General features: G+C 50.3%; 8 protein-coding genes. 7 read left to right on the top strand and 1 reads right to left on the bottom strand.

The features are described from left to right. Positions 1-194 precede the first annotated feature (194 nt). Positions 195-7,790, top strand: coding sequence for a pullulanase (locus AC3WT9_RS15395; protein WP_342481428.1), 7,596 nt, complete (start codon positions 195-197; stop codon positions 7,788-7,790). Positions 7,791-7,882: 92 nt separating this feature from the next. Here AC3WT9_RS15395 and AC3WT9_RS15390 read toward each other — a convergent pair whose 3' ends face one another. Beyond that, positions 7,883-9,628 carry an alpha-glycosidase gene (locus AC3WT9_RS15390; RefSeq protein WP_341091306.1) on the bottom strand — a complete coding sequence of 582 codons (1,746 nt, stop codon included), beginning with the start codon at positions 9,626-9,628 and terminating at the stop codon, positions 7,883-7,885. A gap of 781 nt (positions 9,629-10,409) precedes the next feature. Here AC3WT9_RS15390 and AC3WT9_RS15385 point away from each other — a divergent pair. The 6 genes from AC3WT9_RS15385 to AC3WT9_RS15360 all read left to right on the top strand — a co-directional run. Next, positions 10,410-11,747, top strand: coding sequence for a sugar ABC transporter substrate-binding protein (locus AC3WT9_RS15385; RefSeq protein WP_341091308.1), 1,338 nt, complete (start codon positions 10,410-10,412; stop codon positions 11,745-11,747). A 106-nt stretch (positions 11,748-11,853) separates the two neighbouring features. Further along, complete coding sequence (locus tag AC3WT9_RS15380) at positions 11,854-13,170, top strand: carbohydrate ABC transporter permease (RefSeq protein ID WP_341091309.1); 1,317 nt, start codon at positions 11,854-11,856, stop codon at positions 13,168-13,170. Next, the gene (locus AC3WT9_RS15375; protein ID WP_341091310.1) at positions 13,167-14,012 is read left to right on the top strand and encodes a sugar ABC transporter permease; all 846 of its coding nucleotides are present in this window, start codon (positions 13,167-13,169) and stop codon (positions 14,010-14,012) included. The genes AC3WT9_RS15380 and AC3WT9_RS15375 overlap by 4 nt, the downstream gene beginning before the upstream one ends. 197 nt (positions 14,013-14,209) lie before the next feature. Further along, positions 14,210-16,321, top strand: coding sequence for a methyl-accepting chemotaxis protein (locus AC3WT9_RS15370; RefSeq protein ID WP_341091311.1), 2,112 nt, complete (start codon positions 14,210-14,212; stop codon positions 16,319-16,321). A gap of 195 nt (positions 16,322-16,516) precedes the next feature. After that, positions 16,517-17,215: a thioesterase II family protein gene (locus tag AC3WT9_RS15365; RefSeq protein WP_341091312.1), complete on the top strand. Its 699-nt coding sequence runs from the start codon at positions 16,517-16,519 to the stop codon at positions 17,213-17,215. Positions 17,216-17,371: 156 nt separating this feature from the next. Next, positions 17,372-20,766 (top strand): non-ribosomal peptide synthetase (locus tag AC3WT9_RS15360; protein WP_492407712.1); only part of this gene is annotated, 3,395 nt, incomplete at its 3' end.

Raw genomic sequence — 20,766 nt, 5'->3', positions numbered from 1 at the left:
TGCACAAAATAAAGTTTTCAGGGAATGAGTAGGTTTGATATTTTTGCAAACGTTTGCGCAATGACTTCGAATTAAAATCTATAAGGGGGTGTCATTCCATCAGGCTTTAGAAGCATGAAATGTTGGATCAAGGAATAAGAAATCAGTGTTTTCTCTGTTCAGGAATCAAATGCAAATATGGGGGGATTGAAGGAATGAGATTGGCTTTATGGGGTAAAAAGGCTTTTGCCATTAGTATGATCCTTATTCTTGTGTGCTCTTACTTTACAGGGTACACGGCAAAAGTGGATGCTGCCACATCCAAAGTCGTGCTTGTAGGCGACCTCCAGTCAGAATTGTCTGCTGGTTCAGGGCAAGCGGATGACTGGTCACCAGATGCAACAGTCACTCAGATGACCTATACAAACAATGGTACTTATGTCTTTACAGGCACGCTGCCGGCAGGGACCTATAAGTACAAGGTAGCCCTTAACGGCACCTGGGACGAAAGCTATGGATACAGCAGTTATACCCATACTGAAGGAACTGATGACGGCGGCAACATCGTGATTACGTTGGCTGCTGAAACAACGGTTACCTTCTATTTCAACGAGATTACCAAAAAAATTGCCGACTCGACGTATTACTCGCCAATCGCAGACAACAGACTGCCGCGGCTGGTGGGTACTCTGCAAAGTGAGCTTGGCGATGCGGGCGATTCCTCGCCAGCCGACGCGAAGACGACATTGTCCGATCCGAACTTTGACAATGTGTATGAGCGGACGGCTGATCTTCCTAAAGGCGACTATTCGTACAGCGTCTTTGTGCCGGGAGCAACCCCGCAGGAGGATAAGTTTTATCCTGAGCATGAACAGGCCTTGAATCTGCCGGCGGATCTGCCGGTCACCTTCAAATACAACGCGGCGGATCATGTCGTCAGTGCCAAATTTACGGCTCCGGTTGTTCCGGGTAACAATGCCCCTGTACCGGATGGGCATCTGCGGGTTCACTACCAACGTACAGCCGGTGATTATGCGGAGCAGGGTTTATGGCTCTGGGATGATGTAGCTGCACCTTCCTCCGGGTGGCCTGCGGGTGCCACGCCATTCCCTGAAGGTCAAACTGATTCTTATGGGGCGTATACCGACGTGCCGCTTAAGGCAGGAGCCCAAAAAGTCTCCTTCTTAGTTGTCAACCGCAACAATCAGGCCAAAGACGGCGGCGACAAGCTGTTCACAATCAATACTCCGCAAGCGAATGAAATCTGGATCAAGGAAGGTTCGGATCAGGTGACGCCGTATGAGCCGGCAGTAATTCCTGCAAATACCGTCCGGATTCATTACATGAGAAGCGATAATCAGCAAAGCCAGTATGGTTTATGGCTGTGGGATGATGTCGCAACAGCACCGGTTAACTGGCCGTCGGATGCTGCTACGTTTCTCCCTGAGAATGTGGACCGCTTCGGTGCGTATATCGATATTCCACTGAAAGAAAATGCCAAGAAAATTGGCTTCCTCATCGTTAACCCGACAAATGAGGACAAGGACGGCGGCGATAAAGCTTTCAGCCTGCTGGACCGTTACAATCAGCTGTGGGTAAAAGAAGGGGATAACAATGTCTATGTTTCTCCGTTCGGGGAACAACCGGTAGGACTCGTGTCGGCTGAAGTACTATCGACCAGTAAAATCCTTCTGGGCTTCACCTTAACCGACGGTTTAGATGCTGCTGCATTAAAAGCTGGAATTACCGTCAAGGACAAAGAAGGTACAGCTATCCCGGTAAATGCAGTAACCATTAAGAGCCCGACTTCCATTGAGGTGGATACAGCAGCTTTTGATCTGGGTAAAACACCGTTGAGTGTATCTTTTTCCGGCAAAACGGTGTCCGCTTCCGGCGGCTGGAGAATGATCGATGAAATATACAATTATACTGGGGACGACCTTGGGGCTGAGTATAGTGCGGCTGAGAAGTCGGCCACGCTCAAGTTATGGGCTCCTTTGGCCAGTTCTGTTGTAGCAAATGTGTACGATAAGAGTGATGCTGCCAAACTTGTCGGCCATATCAGTCTGATTAAGGGCGAACAAGGCGTTTGGTCTGCGAAGCTGAAGGCGTCTGATTTAACTGGCGCTCCCGGGGAGTCAGATGTAAGCGGATACTATTATCAATATGAAGTTACCAATGACGGGGTTATGAAGCAGGTGCTTGATCCGTACGCCAAGTCCATGGCCGTGTTCACTGTGGATACCACAGGTGCTGCGGGCGCTGGCGGAGATACAGTGGGTAAAGCAGCCATCGTTGACCTAAGCCGGACCAATCCGGCTAACTTCCATAAGGCAGATATCGCCGGTTATGAACAACGCGAGGATGCCGTCATTTATGAAGTCCATGTCCGTGATTTCACGTCGGATATTTCAATCGAAAGCAGTCTGGGCGGCGAACGCTGGGGCTCCTATGCCGCTTTTGAGAAGAAGCTGGATTATATTAAATCTTTAGGCGTAACCCATATTCAGCTGATGCCTGTAATGGCATGGTATAACGGCGACGAGACGAAGATGGGGCAAAGAGAAAGTGAATATTCAGCGCAAAATAATCAGTACAACTGGGGATATGATCCGCATAGCTACTTCTCCCCGGATGGCGCATATTCACAGAATCCTGCCGATCCAGAACTGAGGATCAAGGAGCTTAAAGGGCTTATCGACGCAGTGCATGAGGCCGGGATGGGCGTCGTTCTGGATGTTGTATATACCCATATGGCGAAGAAGGAATTCTTGAACGATATCGTGCCTAATTATTATGCGTTCCAGGATGCAAACGGCAACTTTATCGGCGGTTTCGGCAACAACCTGGCGACAAACCATAAAATGGCGGAGAAGCTGATGGTGGATTCCGTCAAGTACTGGTTCAGTGAATACAAAATCGACGGCATGCGCTGGGACATGATGGGCGATGCCACGGCAGATGCTGTGCAGGCTGCCTATGATGCCGCAGCAGCCATTAACCCGCAGGCGCTGTTCATCGGCGAGGGCTGGAAAACGTTCGGCGGAGCCGCTTCCGATCCTTCTCTTGCAGGTAAAGGCGCGGATCAGGATTGGATGAATAAGACGGATAGTGTCGGCGTATTCTCCGATGAATTCCGCAATGAATTGAAATCAGGTTATGGTTCGGAAGGTGAACCGAGGTTTATTACGGGCGGGGCACGTTCCATTGAGGCGATACTGGACAATATTAAAGGCCAGCCGTCCAATATCCCGGCGGATGATCCGGGGGATATCGTGCCGTACATTGAAGCCCATGACAATCTGACACTGCATGATGTAATTGCGCAGTCCATCAAGAAGGATCCGGCAATTCCCGGGAACGAGCTGGAAATACAGAAGCGGATCAGGCTCGGCAACATGCTGGTATTCACTTCCCAGGGTACCTCCTTCCTGCAGGCAGGCCAGGAGTATGGACGCACCAAGCAGTGGAAGGCAGATACTATTCCTGAGCAAAAAGCTACAGAGCTAAAGGACGCAAACAATAATTCATTCGGGTATTTCATTCATGATTCCTATGATTCATCGGATGCGGTCAACATGTTCGATTGGTCCAAGGTAACCGATGAAGTGAACTTCCCGGTGCAGAACATGACCAAAGATTATACCTCAGGCCTCATTAAGCTGAGAAAGTCTACAGATGCATTCCGTCTGGGCGACATGAGTCTGGTGGATTCTAATGTCAGCCTGATTCCGGCGCCGGAAATGCAGGAGACCGGTCTTGTGATCGGGTACAAGAACAAGGCCACTGATGGTACCGGCATCTATTATGTGTTCATGAATGGCGACAATGTATCCCGAACGCTAACACTTTCCGAGGATTTAACAGGCGGCAGCGTACTGGCCGACGATGACGAAGCGGGTACTGAAGTTATCCCTGCTGCAGCCCAGTCCGGTTTTGCATTAACGGCTACGTCCATTGAACTGCAGCCGTTGACTGCTGTAATTATCAAGATGGATGCCGCAGCAGCTGTGCTGAGTTCTCTGGAAACGGACAGCAGCAGCTACTCCCTGCAAATTGGCAGCACACATCAATCGGCTGTATATGCCAAATATGATGACGGCAGCAAACGTTCGGTTACGAATACTGCCACTTATATTTCCGATAAACCGGAAGTGGCTGCCGTTACAAGCAAAGGTCTCGTAAGGGGGCTCAAGGCTGGAACAGCCAACCTTACCATTACCTATGGCGGAAAAACAACGAAGGTAACCGTGAAGGTAACGAAAGAGCCGGTGGATAGCAAACGTTATGTCCAATTGACCTATGTCCGTGACGACAAGGAATATACGGATTGGAATCTCTGGATATGGAACACTGGAGTTAAAAATGATCAAATTGATTTCACAACGTTTAAGGATGGTAAAGCCAGTGTTCTGATTGAGGTGGCGCCAAATGCCACAAGCGTGGGCTTCGTACTGCGTAAAGGAACGGACTGGAATACAGGCAAACAAGACTACCCGGATGATCGTGTTATTCCGCTTACCCCGGGTGAAAATTTCACCAAGGTCATTGTGACCAGTATGGTGAAGGAGCTTGACATCAAACCGGTTATTAGCGGTCCAGTCATGAAAGACGGGACGATTACCTTCAAGTACCGTGATGACGAGCTTTTCCGCGGCGGCAACCTGGAATCTATCAGCGAGGCCAAAGTGAAAGTAAACGGCAAAGAATACCCGATGGTGTATGATCCGTCGAGTGAGTGGTTCAGTTATGAACTGACTGGCGTGGAGGAAGGAACGTATAAGTATACCTTCCTGATCACTAAGGATGGAGTTACTGAAGAACTCACCGATCCGAAAAATACGGTGAACGGTGAATCGGTTGCCGTATATCATCGTCCAGTCGTTACAGTCAGTGCAAAAGTACAACCGGAAGCTGTTACATCGAGTGAAAATGCAATTGTGACGGTCAGTGCAGCCTCCGAAGAAGCTGTAACCTATAAGCATGGATTCATGGATCTGACTGTCATTGGGGGTCCAAGCGAAGTGAAGCTCGATACCGGGCTCATGAAACAGACCATTGCGGTGAAGGATACCGTAGCTGCGGGCATCAAAACCATTCCGGTCACGCTTATTGACCAATACGGAAATACGCATAAAGGCAGCGCCTCCATTGAAGTGAAAGCCAGAACCTATACGGGAGCCAAGCTGGATTTCGATTGGGATGAGGCACGGATCTATTTTGCCCTGACCGACCGCTTCAAGGATGGTGACCTCACCAACAATGAGAACGTCGATAAAACACATCTTGAAGCCTACCACGGCGGAGACTTCCGCGGGATGATCAACAGTCTGGACTACCTTCAGGAGCTAGGGATCAACACGCTCTGGATCTCGCCGATTGTCGACAACATTGATTTCAATAAGGGGGTTGATTTCGGCGGTACGCAGCAGGCTTACCATGGTTATTGGGCCAAGGATTTCACCCAGCTGGATGAACATCTTGGCGATATGGCGACCTTCCGCGAACTGATTGAGAAGGCACATGACAAGGGTATCAAAATCATGGTTGACGTTGTGCTGAATCATGCAGGCTACGGTTTGGAAGCAGAGGATAACTATCCGGCCGTTACCGCAGAGGATAAAGCGCGCTTTGACGGCATGCTCCGTACGGACAATGTATCGGCCGATACTGACCCGATCAAGGGCGAGCTTGCCGGCTTGCCGGACTTCAAAACGGAAGATCCTGCAGTTCGCGCAAAAATTATTGAGTGGCAAACGGGCTGGCTGGATAAGGCACGGACAGCTCGCGGCGATACGATTGACTATTTCCGTGTGGATACCATTAAGCATGTGGAAGATACGACATGGAAAGCATTCAAAAATGCGCTGACAGCAATTGACCCCGGCTTCAAGCTGGTCGGTGAATATTACGGCGGCACCATTGATAGCGACGGTGGCATGCTGCAAACCGGGCAAATGGACGGCTTGCTGGATTTCGGCTTTAAGAATGCGGCGAGAGATTTCACGAACGGCAAAATCAGTGATGTGGATGCTTACCTTCAGGACCGTGAATCGAAGATTGACAATACCCGGATGATGGCTCAGTTCTTGAGCAGCCATGACGAGAACGGCTTCCTGTCCGACTATGTGGACGGGGACAAAGGCAAGCTGAAAATCGCTGCCGCTCTGCAGATTACAGCTAAAGGACAGCCAGTTATTTACTATGGTGAAGAACTCGGACGTTCAGGCAGAAATGCCGGAGACATGTCGAAGGGAGAATTCAGCGAAAATCGTTCGGATATGCCGTGGGATCAGCTTACTGCTGAGCAGGGTCTTCACGACCACTATCAGAAGCTGCTGAATATCCGTGCCAAATACTCTGCGGTATATGCCAAGGGTACACGTACGAAGCTGGCAGGTTCGGATGAACTGGGATATTTGGCTTTTGACAAGCAGTACGGTTCCCAAAATGTTGTGACGCTCATCAACACCAGCACGAAGGCTGTAACTGCAAGTATTCCAGTGCCGTACACAGCATTTGCTTCTGTAATAGATGAGTACAGCGGCAGAACATATGCCGTATCGTCCGACCGGAAAGTAACGCTTGAGATCCCGGGCAGAGATGAGGGAGGAACCGTTATTCTAGCGGTGGTATCTGATGGAACGCCGGGACCCGTACCCACTCCGGCACCGGCACCAGCACCAACGCCAACAACCACAACTGCAGATCCGCAAATTATTGGGGTAGACAGCTTGAAAAATGGCAAGGACGGCAAGGTAGAGGTGCAGGTTGCTGCCGGTAAGCAATCGGTGCTCTTACCGATTCAGGCAGCGGAAGTCCTCGGAACAAATGGCTTGGTACTCCATATGGGCGGGCTTTCTGTAACTCTGCCGAGTGCAGTGCTGAGCGGGATTCAAGGAAGCTTGACCGGGACTGAGGGGGAGGGGGCGCACATTCTGTTCGCAACCAGTCCGCTTCAAGGCATGGCGGCAGACACCTTCCTGGCCGGGCTGAAGCTGCAGGATACCAGAGTGACCGCTGCATCGGATGTATATGAGTTTACACTGCATATTGTCAAAAAAGACGGCACCCGTATTCCGGTTACGACCTTTAAAGCGCCGGTTACGCTTGCTTTCAAGATTACCGGCAATCCGGATAAAGAGCTGCTCGGTATCTATGTTCTGGGCGATAGCGGAAGTGTGGCATACGCGGGTGGAGCCTTGAACGGGAATGTCATTACGGCACAAGTTACGCATTTCAGCAAATATGCGGCACTTGAGCTCGACAAGACCTTTAAGGATGTTCCGGCAGCCAATTGGGCGGCAGCGGCAATTAAATCGCTTAGCGCCAAACAAATCATTACGGGTGTTACCTCTTCCGAATTCAAACCAAAGAGCAATGTCAGCCGCGCGGAATTTACCGCACTGCTGGTTCGTGCGCTTGGTGTGACTGCGGAAGGTCAGGCTGCATTCGCTGATGTGAAGCCTGCTGCCTGGTACTCTTCGTACGTGGCAACAGCGGTCAGTCAGGGAATTGTGACGGGACGAAGCCAAGAGAGCTTTGCGCCAAATGCTGCCATCAGCCGCGAGGAAATGGCCGTTATGGTTATTCGTGCGCTGGAAGTCAAACAAGGTCAGAAGGTTGAGGTGGCCTCCGGGTCAACCCGGTTTGCAGATGCTGCCGGCATCAGTGCCTGGGCGGGCTCTTATGTAAATACCGCTGCAGAGCTGGGGTTGGTGCAAGGAAAAGCCGGTCATAAGTTTGCTCCCAAAGAGCTAATGACCCGCGCTGAAAGCGCACAAGTGATTTACAATCTGCTTGACGAATAAATAGCCATATAACGAAAACGGCACTCTTCATCGCGAAGAGTGCCGTTTTTTATTTGTGAATGATATCTCGTCTGGATTGAAGTGATGGATTGTTATACTATCGCCTTAATGACGGTATAGCCGTATGCTGGCAGCTTAACGGAGAGCTTGCCTCGCTCAGCGCGCAAGGATTCGCCGGTGAACAGGTTCTCCCATTGACGTTCTTCTACGCTAATGTGGAAGGTCTGGCCTGTCCCTTCTGTGTTCATCAGTACGATGATAATATCATCGCCAAGACTGCGTTCATAAGCCAGCTTGCTGCCCTGCGGGGCCGCCTCCAGGAAGGTGAGGGCGCCGGTGCGGAGTGCAGGATGGCTGCCGCGGATCTCGATCAGCTTGCGGAAAAAGCTGAACAGCTCGCGGTCCTGCTTCTCGGGATCCCACTCCATGCATTTACGGCAGCCCGGATCGCCTTCGCCATCCATGCCAATTTCAGCGCCGTAGTAGATGCACGGCGTGCCCATAAACGTGAACTGGAACAATGTGGCCAGTTTCAGCTTCTTCTTGTCTCCTCCGGCCACAGTCAAGAGGCGCGGCGTATCGTGGCTGTCCAGCAGATTGAAGGCCACTTCGCTGGCCTGCAGCGGATAACGCGACAGCTGCTTGCCGATGGCATTGGCAAAACCTTCGGCATCAAGCGCACCGGAGATGAAGAAGTCAATTACGGCATCGGTGAACGGATAGTTCATTACTGCGTCGAATTTATCGCCTTCCAGCCAAGGGGCGGATTCATGCCAGATTTCACCCAAAATATAAGCTTCGGGATTCGCGCGTTTTACCACTTTGCGGAAGTCGCGCCAGAATTCATGATCCACCTCATTGGCAACGTCCAGACGCCAGCCGTCAAGGCCGACCTCACGAATCCAGTATTCAGCCACATTCAGCAGATATTCCTTTACTTCGGGATTCTCTGTATTCAGCTTTGGCATCAGGGGTTCGAAGGCAAAGGAATCATAATTCGGGATGTTGTCCACCACCTGCAGTGGAAACTCGCGGATATGGAACCAGTCTTTGTAACGGGAGTTTTCCCCGTTCTCCAGTACATCAACGAAAGGGGCAAAGGTTCTGCCCGCATGATTGAACACGGCGTCCAGGAGCACACGTATGCCGCGTTCATGGCAGGCATCGACGAGTTTTTTGAGTGTCTTCACATCACCGAAATGCGGATCAACCTTCATATAGTCCTCTGTATCATACTTATGGTTGGTAGTCGCCGCGAAGATCGGAGTGAAATAGATGCCGGTAATGCCAAGCTCGGTCAAATGATCCAGATGGTCAATGACTCCTTGAAGATCTCCGCCGAAGAAATTTTCCGGTGTAGGCGTACCGCCCCATGGCTGCACATTCTCGGGATTCAGACTGGGATCACCGTTTGCAAAGCGCTCCGGAAAGATCTGATAGAAGACAGCGTCCTTCACCCATGCCGGTGGTGCGAACACATCTACAGGGTTTATGTACGGAAATTCAAACAGCCGGTTCGGATTCGCCGGACGTTCTGTCTGAAAGTCGCTTTCCGTCATCCAGATCCGCTCATGACCTTGTTGCAGCAGGAAACCGTATTTCAGCCTGCGGTACAGGGGAACCGACTCACATTCCCAATAATCAAACATCGCATCCGAAGTGAAAAGCTTCATCGGAATCAATTCTTTGGTAGTATCCCAGGCATATTTATCGCCGGCCCAGGCGAATACCTCTGTCAAATCTCCTTTTTTGGCACGTAGACGAAGATGAATGGTTTGGCGGTCATAGGCATAAGACCAATTCAAGCGCGGACGGTGGTATACAGCTTCTAATAACATGATAATTCCTCCTAAAAAGTTGGTTTGTCTTGTGGAATCCCAATGCAGAACTAAGACGGTGCATTATGCGCAATTTGCATGAAGTGGATATATAAGGAACTTAAGGGGTGATATACGGACATGTGCCCGCGGTGCGCAAACATTGTGCCACGATTGCACAATATCGCCCTTACATTCGCCCATAGCAAAGAGGCACAACCGCCGCCGAAGAGATAGTTCCGAGGTTGTACCTGTGTCAAGTAACATTGCCTTTTAGTTATAAAAGAACAAAGGGCGGATGCTTCTGCTGCTTCCAGCAGATCAAGCTGCTCATAATGGTTTGGATTATAGCACGGAATAAATAGCCGTTCAATACTATTGTTCAAACCATTGCACAATTATTCACTTGCGATCAGGCACTTTTACGGTGATCTAATTTTCAAAAGATTCATTACAGAAGATAAGTGCGGCTATAAATTGTTAATGAAAACAAATAATTAAGTAGAGACTGAAGAAAACAAAAGGAAATAAGAGTAATCTTGCGAATAAGGGATATATTGTATTGTGACCATGGATAATTAGCCGAAAATGGACGAATATACCATGTGCAAACGTTTTAACAATTAAGATTCCTGTTGTATTATAAATTAAGTAATGAAGCGCTTTCTAGAACTTGACTAAAGCGGATACAGAAGGTTGGAAGAATAAAACAGACATTTTTTTTGGATCTTCTGAAATCGTTTGCGCAAGTTCTGCAGGATCATTGTTGGCAAGCGTACACAAATTAGGAGGGGTTAAAGCAATGAAGTTGAAAAAGCTTATGGTTCTCACCGCCGCAGCGTCAATGGCACTTTCTGTTACTGCCTGTGGATCTAGCAACAACGGAAATAACGGGGGCAGCAACTCAGCCGCAACGAACGCACCATCAGAAAGCACGGCTCCGGCCGGAAACGCAGGCACAGACAACACTGGCGCCGAAACCGCACAAATCACCCCAGAAGATGGCGCAACCCTGACCGTATGGGAAAGTAAGGAAGAAAGAGCCTTTACAGACGCAATTGCGAAGGAGTTCACTGAAAAATACAAGGTTCCGGTAAAAATTGAAGAGTTGTCACCGGTGCAGCAAGTTACCAAGCTGTCCCAAGACGGTCCTTCCGGTTTGGCTGCCGACGTTGTTCTGATTCCGCATGACAACCTGGGCAGAGCAGCAAGCGCACAGCTTTTGCTTCCAAACGATGTGTTCGAGAAAGAAACAGTAAAGAACAATACAGAATCCTCGATTACCGGTGCCAGCTATGACGGTCTCCTGTACGGCTACCCGCGTGCAGCTGAAACTTATGCTTTGTACTACAATAAGTCTCTTGTTACTGAAGCGCCTAAGACCTTTGATGATGTACTCGCCTTCGGCAAAACCTTCACCGACAAATCCAAAAACCGGTATGGAATCATGTGGGAAGTCGGCAACATGTATTTCGACTATCCGTTCATCGCTTCCAACGGCGGTTATCTCTTCGGGGATAACGGCACGAACAAAGACGATATCGGGATCAATACCGACGGCGCAATCCAAGGCTTGAGTGAATTTAAGAAACTGAAAGAAATTCTGCCAATCAACAGTGGCGATATTAACCCGGATATTAAGCGCAGTCTCTTCAACTCCGGCGATGTCGCAATGGATATCAACGGACCTTGGGAACTGGCCGGATACAAAAAGGCTCTGGGCGATAATCTGGGACTGACACCGCTGCCGACTGTCGGTGGAAAGACTGCCATCTCCTTGGCCGGCTTCAAGATCTTCGCGGTTAACGCGTATACGCAATATCCAAATGCCGCTAAGCTCTATGCTGAGTTCGCTTCCAGCAAGGATGCCCAGCTTAAGCTGAACAAACTGGTCGGATCGATTCCAACCAACTTGGAGGCTCTGGAAGATCCGCAAATCAAGGATGACCCTTATGTATCCGTTTTTGCTGAACAGGCTAACAACTCCCAGCCAATGCCTTCCATTCCTGAAATGGGCAATGTGTGGAGTCCTGTAAATGCAGCCCTGCCGGAAATCTGGGACAAAGGTGTAGACCCTAAGACTGCAATGGACAAAGCAGCCCAACAGATCAAAGATCTGAACAACGGCGCTTCGAAGTAAACATCCGCAGGTCTATTCCAACAGTATATTTATGAAATCAAATCACCCGCCGCCTGGTAGCGGCGGGCGATTCTCTGATTTCCCAGGAGAGGAGAACGGAAGGGAAATGCAGCGACACCATACTAGAACAGCAACGATACTGTCTACATTATTTATGGGATTGGGACAAATATATAACCGCCAATTTATCAAAGGTTTTATTTTTTTGATTGTAGAGGCATTAAGCTTAACTTACTTTATTGAGAAGCTGGGACGGGCGTTCTGGGGTATCGTTACCTTAGGGACAACCTCCCAACATTTTGAGAAGGTCAAAGGGATTGCCAAGTTGGTCAAAGGTGATCATTCTATATTTATTCTAATTCAGAGTTTGATTACAATTATATTCTTTGTTCTGTTTCTGCTTGCGTGGTATATGAACATTAAAGATGCCCGAAAGACTGGAGCTGTACGGGACGCAGGCCGTACTCCGGCTACATTTAAACAGAGCATCCGTTATATCCTCGACTACAAGTTTGCGCAGACATTTCTTATCCTGCCGTCTGTAGGTATTCTGTTCTTTACAGTAATGCCGATCATCTTCATGATCATGCTGGCGTTTACGAACTATGCTGCGCCTAACCATATGCCTCCGGCCAAGCTGGTAGATTGGGTTGGCTTTGAAACATTCCGTAATCTGGTGGTACTTAAATCATGGAGCCAGACCTTTTACGGGGTACTTACTTGGACTATTACATGGGCGATCTTGTCCACGGTTACTACCTATTTCGGCGGCATGCTGGTCGCGATGCTGGTCAGCCAGCAAGGCATCCGTTTCAAGGGCTTCTGGAGAGCCATTCTGATTGTTCCATACGCTATTCCGCAGATGATCTCCCTTCTGCTCATGCGTAACCTGTTCAACGGCCAGTTTGGTCCGATTAACCAATATCTAAAATTTTTCGGGCTCGGTGGCCTTCCTTGGCTAACGGATCCATTCTGGGCCAAAGTAACGGTTATCGTGGTTAACTTGTGGGTCGGTATTCCGGTATCCATGCTGCTGATTATGGGGGTTCTGACAACGATTCCGCGCGATATGTATGAAGCGGCCGAAGTGGATGGGGCGACCAACTACCAGAAATTCCGCATCATAACATTGCCTATGGTGCTGTTCTCGACGGCGCCTACACTGATTGCCCAGTTTGCAGGTAACATCAATAACTTTAATGCGATCTTCCTGTTAACAGCCGGTAATCCCCCAAACGGGGATTATCAGTACGCCGGTTCCACCGACTTGCTCGTGACGTGGCTTTACAAGCTCACGCTTGACCAGAACAAATATAACATGGCATCTGCGGTCGGAATCATTATCTTCTTGATCGTAGCCAGCTTCTCGCTTTACAATTACCGGCGGTCGAAATCATTCCAGGAGGAGGACATGATCCAATGAGCGGAGTAAATATTAAAAGAAAAATACGTCTCGGATTAAGTTATTTAGCGTTGCTGATTCTGTCTGTTGCAGCACTCTATCCTGCCATTTGGATTCTGTTATCGTCGCTGCGGCCGGGCAAATCCCTTTACAGTAAAACGCTGATTCCTGAAACGTTTACGCTTGAACATTACCGGGCGCTATTCTATGATAACACCCTGCTGTTCCCTACCTGGTGGCTTAATACGTTTAAGATTGCCTTGTTCTCAATGATCCTGGGCGTTTTCTTGACATTGCTTACAAGCTATGCAGTTTCCCGGTTCAGATTCAAGACGCGCAAGACCACCATGTCCGGACTGCTGGTGCTTGGAATGTTTCCAGGCTTCATGAGTATGATTGCCATCTATTTGCTGCTGAAAGAGTTTGATCTGCTGGATAAACATTTGGCTCTGATTATCGTATATGCAGCCGGTGCTCCGCTAGGCGGGACACTGATCGCGAAAGGGTTCCTCGATACGATACCGCGTTCGCTGGACGAAGCTGCCCGCATTGACGGAACAAGTAACTTTGGAATCTTCTGGAGAATTATTCTGCCTCTGTCGAGACCGATGATTACCTACATGGCGCTTACGCAATTTGTCGGACCGTGGGTTGACTTTATCTTTGCAAGACTCATTCTGCGGACCAAGGATAAATGGACCGTTGCCGTCGGTATGTGGGACATGGTGGATTCGAATCAGAACTCCAATTTCACGACTTTTGCGGCAGGCGCTGTACTGATCTCTATTCCGATCATGATTCTCTTTGGCTTCCTGCAAAAATTGCTCGTCGAAGGGTTGACTGCCGGGGCGAGCAAGGGGTAATCTGGCCCTTTGCCAGTTTGCACGATTTAACGAAAACAAGGTACAGCCTTCATTTGACTGCGAAGGGTGTACCTTGTCTTATGTATTTTTATTTAATTTATGGGGTTATTCAAGGACTACAGCTGGGTACCTGATTAGGCTTTAAGGATAAAACCCACTAATGTGGCGTTATTTTATTCTATGGGGAGAGTAGACTTATGAAAGGGCAACGAAGCCTGCATCTGCAATCGGTTGGCGTCAAATTATTCATAATCCTGTTCAGCACCATTCTGTTGTTGTCCTCCGTGCTTGGTTTGACTTCTTATTACGCCGCCAAAGGTATTATTACCGATGAAGTAGCTGCTGCTTCATCGCAAGCGATTGTCCAGGCAGCTGACAAACTGGATTTCCTCTTTGTCGAGTATGAAGCGCTCTCGCGGCAATTTGCCGTGGATCAGGCGCTCAAGGCAGATCTGGAGGCGGTAAATGATCCGGGTATCGGGATCGTGGCTAAGGTTGCCGCCGAAGGGCGTATCCGCAGCAAGCTGGATGCAGTCAAAGGCTCCGATGAGCGTCTATTGGGCATCCGGCTTGTTTCCCGCAGCCTCGCCGAAGTTGAATCTTATACAACCTCGGGCGTTACGGGGATCCGCACCGATGAGGGGATCCTGGCGAGATTCAAGCAGATTGACGAGGCCAAGGGTAATCCAGTGTGGTTCCCGGTCCGGCCGACGGGCTTCTTCGATACATACTCTGAAGCTTCTCTCACGATGGGACGGCTTCTGCGCAATATGCAAAATCCGCAAGCGGAATATTATATGCTGATTGAGATCAAGCGAAGCTCTCTCAACGACATATTAGCGAATCTGCGCATTGGAGAAGACGGTGAACTGCGCATCCTTGATGCTGACCGAAAGGTTGTGTATGCGAAGGATGATGCTCAACTGGAGCAGACCTCATTCATCAAGCCGTCGAGGGCAGAGGTCGAGCCGCAGGCGGCCCAAGAATTGGATCGTTCCTTTATGGCAGACGATGAAGCCGGAACGGAGCAACTGGCGGTGTACCAGCCGCTGACCACAGGTGGTTGGACACTGCTTGGCTATGCGCCGGTCAGTGATTTCACCAAGTCGGCCGACCGCCTGTTGTACATTACACTGCTCGTAGTATTCGCGGCGGCACTGATTGCTCTCTTGATCGGCTATGTGCTGGTCCGTCTGATTGGCCGGCCGCTCGGTAAGCTGGCCCGGCTGATGGAGGAAGGGGAGCGAGGCAACCTTAATGTTCGTACCAACTTCAAGGGCCGCGATGAAATCGGCCGGCTTGGGCATAGCTTCAACCGGATGATGGAGCAGATTTCCATGCTGGCCGGCCAGAGCGGCGCTTCGGCGACAGAGGTTCTGGCGACATCCGAACAGCTGGTTCATGCTTCGGCAACGATCTCGGACCACGCCCGTGAGCTGGCGGTAGCCACGGATGAAATTGCCCAAGGTGCTGCCAGTCTGGCGGCGGAAGCCGAGAGCAGCAACCATGATGTGGAGCTGATGGGCGGCAAGATGCATGAGGTGGACCAGATTAACCGGGTAATGGATGCGGCAGCCGAGAAAGTGATCGCGGTCAGCGAGCAGGGAGCGGCGCTAATGAAGACACTGGTTGCACAAAGTGAGTCGACGGTGGAGATGATGCGGCTGATTGAAGAGAATTCGGCCAAGCTGCAGGAAAGCACTCATTTGATCCGCAATATTCTGGCGCCAATGATTGCCATGAACAAGCAGACCAATATTCTGGCGCTTAATGCTTCCATTGAAGCAGTCCGTGCCGGAGCGGCCGGCAGAGGCTTTATTGTTATCGCCGACGAAATCCGCGCCCTGGCCGGCCAGTCCAGCCAATCGATTGCCTCAGTCTCGCAAATTACGGAGGAGATCGGGCGGAGTATCGAGGACACCGTCAAGGTGGTGGGCGAAGCTGTGCCGCTGTTCAGCGAGCAGATCGGCTCGGTGCGGGAATCGTCCCAGATTTTCGCGGCTGTACGCAAGGAAATGGAAGACTTCATTGAATATCTGGGTCAATCGTCGGCTGCGGTTTCTGAGTTGACCATTTTCCAGGCACGTCTTGGCGAGTCGATGGGTAGTGTCCGTTCTGTGGTGCAGCAGACCAGTGCATCTACAGAGGAAGTGGCGGCAATGTCTTCGCGGCAATTGACAGTAAGCGGCGAACTGGTGGCGCTGTCCAAGCAGCTGGAGGAACTGGCAGAGAGCTTGAAGCAATCGCTGATTTCTTTTCACGGACAAGCTGAAAATCCGCAAGCGGACAGCCCGGAACAAATGCAGTAGAGTTGTTCCGAAGAACCTCAAAATTAGTTGTGTATCTTTCCAGGCAGGCAGCGGATAGCAGAATTTCAGCACAAGTTGCCACATATCAAGAAACCTCCAACCCCGCTGATGCGGGCTGGAGGTTTCTAGTCTGGATATCCTCAGTTAATTGGGGTTTTCTTTTCAATTATTAATAAAACATGAAAGAGATGGACTATGAAATTATTCTGTATACCTTATGCAGGTGGTTCGGCCTTCTTCTACAGTCAATGGTCAAGCTACTTAAACGGAATCGCTGAGATTATTCCTGTGGAGTTGGCTGGCAGAGGCAGGAGAGTGCACGAGCCGTTTTATCGATCCTTTGAAGAAGCAGTTGAAGATATTACGTCGCTTATTCTGCCGCAATTAAGTGGAGATCCCTATGGGATTTTCGGGCATAGCTTGGGGGCAATTCTTGCCTATGAAACGATTCATCAACTGAAAAGTAGGGGGTATAAGGAGCCTGATGCCGTTTTTTTCTCAGGAAGATCTGCCCCGCATGTACCAGACAAGGATGAAACCATCGTTCACACGCTCCCGGATGAAGAGTTTAAGCGGCACTTAATGGAATTAGGCGGAACGCCGCCGCAGTTTTTTGATAATACGGAATTGATGGATCTTTTTTTGCCTATTATCAGGTCGGATTTCCGGTTGTCAGAGACTTTTATGTTCAAAGAGAGAAACAGTAAACTCGGGTGTGACGTCTACATATTCTTCGGTTGCAAGGATGACACCCTGGCAGGAGATATAGAAGAGTGGGACCAAGTTTCTGATAACGCTTGCAAGTATGTTGGTTTTGATGGAGATCATTTTTTTATTCATAGTCATTCGCAATTTGTTATAGAGGCTCTTATGAAGGCTCTCAATTTCCGCTAATCGCAGCAAGATGTGTTTTTACAACAAGAACCTATAATCCAGGCCAATCATCATACTGCCTAATTCGACCTCACTTTCTCAGATTGGTTTGCGGTTGCCTTCAGAAGCATGCAGTTCATTCAGAGTCAGCATAATTAATGAGGGGGACTTACTTGTATGAGACCGTTAAGCGGGTGCAAATCTGCATTTCCATTAACGCACGCACAGAAGAGAGTTTGGATGATGGAGCAGCATTATCCCGACACTTCGCTCAATAATATAACGCTGTATTTTATTTTTAAAGGAGAAGCGAATTTAGATTGGATTGAAGCAGCCATCCACTATAATCTTAGCAACCACGCAGGCTTTGGATTGCGAATCTCCCGCAACCAGAACGGTGAGCCCTATCAATATTATGTGCCCCATCATAAAACCCCGTTCCCACTAATCGATTTCAGTACTTCAAATAACCCTAATGAGGCGCTTGAGCTTTGGACGCAGCAGCAGGCGGCAATCCCCTTCCAATTTGAGAATAACCCTTTATATTACGTAGCCCTCTTCAAAATCAGTGACGATGAGTGCGGATATTTAATCAAGGCACACCACATCATTGCTGATGGATGGTCAGGGCAAGCATGGCTTCAGGATACACTGGCAATTTATGAAAAGCTGGCGAAAGGCGAAAACAATCCGGTTGGCAGATCAAGCAATTTTCTTGAATTTGCAGATCATGAAGATAATTATTTAAGGACTAACCGGTACATTAAAGACAAGAAGTTTTGGTTACACCGTTATCAGGACTATGAGTCCCCTACGGTTATGGGAACTTCCAAAGGGGTCACCGGCGATTCGGCTGGAACACGGAAATCATTCCTGCTGAACAAAGAGCTTTCTGACCGGATCAGGGAAAAACTTGATGAGAACCGGGTTTCACTAAACGCCTGGTTTGTCTCGTTAATGCTCGCCTATGTGAATCGGACGACAGGGCAAAGCGACTTAGTCATTGGGACTCCGGTCTTAAACCGTTCCGGAGCGAAAGAAAAATCTGTAATTGGTATGTTTGCCAGTACAATGCCGCTTCGGGTTCAAGTCAACGCTATGCAGAGCTTTGACTCGTTTAGCAGGGAAGTACAGCAGGAATTGATGTCATGTTACTTTCATCAAAAATATCCATACGATAATCTGGTGCAAGAATTAGAACTGCGTAAAAGGGGAATAGATCAGCTGTTTTCTGTTGTTGTAAATAATCTTGGCACCAGACTTGTGACGAATTTGGCAAACCTGACTGTAAAAGCGAACGAGGTTTACAATGGGCATCAATTTTATCCATTTCAGCTTATGATTAAAGACTGGTCTCTGACGGGTGAACTCGAATTGGCTTTTGATTACAAAGCTGACCATTCGGATGGAATTGTAGAACAGATATTTAGCTCTTTTACTGTCATGCTTCAGGATATCCTTGGGGAGCCTAGTCGTATGATTCAAGATATCCGTCTATTGGATGAAGTGGGGACCCGTCAGCTTACAGTTGGATTCAACGATACGGCTGCGGAGTATCCGCGGGAAGCAACGATTCACGGTCTGTTCGAGGAGCAGGTGGAGAAGACGCCGGATGCGGTAGCGGTAGTGTACGGGGATCAGCAGCTGACCTACGCGGAGCTGAACGCACGGGCCAACCAGCTGGCGTGGACACTTCGCGGGCAAGGTGTAGGGCCGGAGCGTATCGTGGCGATTATGGCGGAACGCTCGCTGGAACTGATTGTAGGGATCTATGGCATCCTGAAGGCCGGCGGGGCGTACTTGCCGATTGATCCGGCTTACCCGAAAGAGCGCATCCAATACATGCTCGGGGACAGCAGCGCGGAAGCGCTGCTGATTGACGCTGGCCTTGATCCATGCGGATTTGAAGGCGCGGTCATCGAGTTGACTTCCAGAAGACAGGCACAATCCGAGGCCAACCCGCCGCTAGAGCTGGATTCCCGGCATTTGGCGTATGTGATGTATACCTCGGGGACCACAGGCAACCCGAAAGGGGTCATGATGGAGCATCGCGCGGTCATTAACCGCCTGGAGTGGATGCAGAATTGGTACCGCATCGGAGAAGAGGATGTCATTCTGCAGAAGACGCCGATAACATTCGACGTTTCGGTGTCGGAGCTGTTCTGGTGGGGTATGACCGGGTCCAAGGTCTGCATGCTTTCGCCTCAGGGAGAGAAAGATCCGGCGGTGCTGGCCGAAACCATAGAGCGTCACGGGGTCACGGTGATGCATTTTGTGCCGTCGATGCTGAGCGTCTTCCTGGAGCAAGCCGGGCAAACGTTTAGCCCGGAGAAGCTCGGCAGCTTGCGCCGGGTATTTGCCAGCGGAGAAGCGTTGAAGCCGCAGCATGTGGCCGGGTTCTACAAGTTAATGGAAGGGAGCGGAGCCACGCTTCACAACCTGTACGGGCCGACGGAAGCAGCTGAGGTTTCCTATTTTGATTGCATGCCACTCGTCGCGGAAGCGGCGGTGCCGATCGGCAAGCCGCTTGCCAATACGCAGCTGTACATTGTAGGTGACGACTTGCAGCTGAAGCCGATGGGCATTGCTGGTGAGCTGTACATCGCGGGGGACGGTCTGGCGCGGGGTTACTTCAACCGGCCGGACCTGACGGCGGAAAAATTCGTGGACAACCCGTTCGAGCTGGGGACGCGGATGTACCGGACCGGGGATTTAGCAAGATGGCTGCCGGACGGCAACGTGGAGTACCTGGGCCGGATCGACCACCAAGTGAAGATCCGCGGCTACCGGATCGAATGCGGGGAGATCGAAGCACAGCTTATGGCGCATGCGCAGATCCGCGAAGCGGTGGTCATGGCCCGTGAGGATGAGCAAGGACAGGCGTACTTGTGCGCGTACCTCGTAAGTGATGAAGCGGTTCCGGTATCGGAGCTGCGGGCGCAACTGGCAACACAGCTGCCGGATTACATGATCCCGTCCTACTTTGTGGAGCTGGAGAAGCTGCCGCTGACCCCTAACGGCAAAGTCGACCGGAAGGCGCTGCCAGCGCCGGACCGGGAGGCGAACAGCGAAGGCTATGAAGCGCCGCGGGATGCGCTGGAGACGCAATTGGCGGAGTTGTTCGCAGAGGTGCTGGGGGTAAACGAAGTCGGCATCGGGGACTCGTTCTTCGAGCGCGGTGGTCACTCGCTGAAAGCGATGACTTTGGTGTCGCGCATACATCAGCAGCTGGCGGTGGAGCTGCCGCTGCGGGAGCTGTTCGCGCGTCCGACGGTGAGGGCGTTGGCGGACTATGTGCGCAGCACGGAGGAAAGCGATTACGGCCGGATCGAGCCGGCGGTAGCGCAGGTTTCGTACCCGCTGTCTTCGGCGCAGCGGCGGCTATACGTGCTGCATGAGGTGGAGCCGGAGAGCACGCGCTACAACATGCCGGGGGTCATGGAGCTAACAGGGCAGGTGGATGCGGATCGGCTGGAGGAAGCGATTCGCTCGGTCATCGCCCGTCACGAATCGCTGCGCACGTCGTTCACGTGGATCGACGGCGAACCGAGACAACAGGTACATGAAGACGT

The organism is Paenibacillus sp. EB106-06-01-XG199, from assembly GCF_058791575.1.
The sequence above is the reverse complement of the archived record's forward strand: the minus strand, read 5'-3'. Positions and strand labels throughout refer to the sequence as shown.

Excerpts from the sequence above, each read along its gene's own strand:
- AC3WT9_RS15370 (WP_341091311.1), top strand. The coding sequence starts at position 14,210 with ATGAAAGGGCAACGAAGCCTGCATCTGCAATCGGTTGGCGTCAAATTA.
- AC3WT9_RS15375 (WP_341091310.1), top strand. The coding sequence starts at position 13,167 with ATGAGCGGAGTAAATATTAAAAGAAAAATACGTCTCGGATTAAGTTAT.
- AC3WT9_RS15395 (WP_342481428.1), top strand. The coding sequence starts at position 195 with ATGAGATTGGCTTTATGGGGTAAAAAGGCTTTTGCCATTAGTATGATC.
- AC3WT9_RS15380 (WP_341091309.1), top strand. The coding sequence starts at position 11,854 with ATGCAGCGACACCATACTAGAACAGCAACGATACTGTCTACATTATTT.
- AC3WT9_RS15365 (WP_341091312.1), top strand. The coding sequence starts at position 16,517 with ATGAAATTATTCTGTATACCTTATGCAGGTGGTTCGGCCTTCTTCTAC.
- AC3WT9_RS15385 (WP_341091308.1), top strand. The coding sequence starts at position 10,410 with ATGAAGTTGAAAAAGCTTATGGTTCTCACCGCCGCAGCGTCAATGGCA.
- AC3WT9_RS15390 (WP_341091306.1), bottom strand. The coding sequence starts at position 9,628 with ATGTTATTAGAAGCTGTATACCACCGTCCGCGCTTGAATTGGTCTTAT.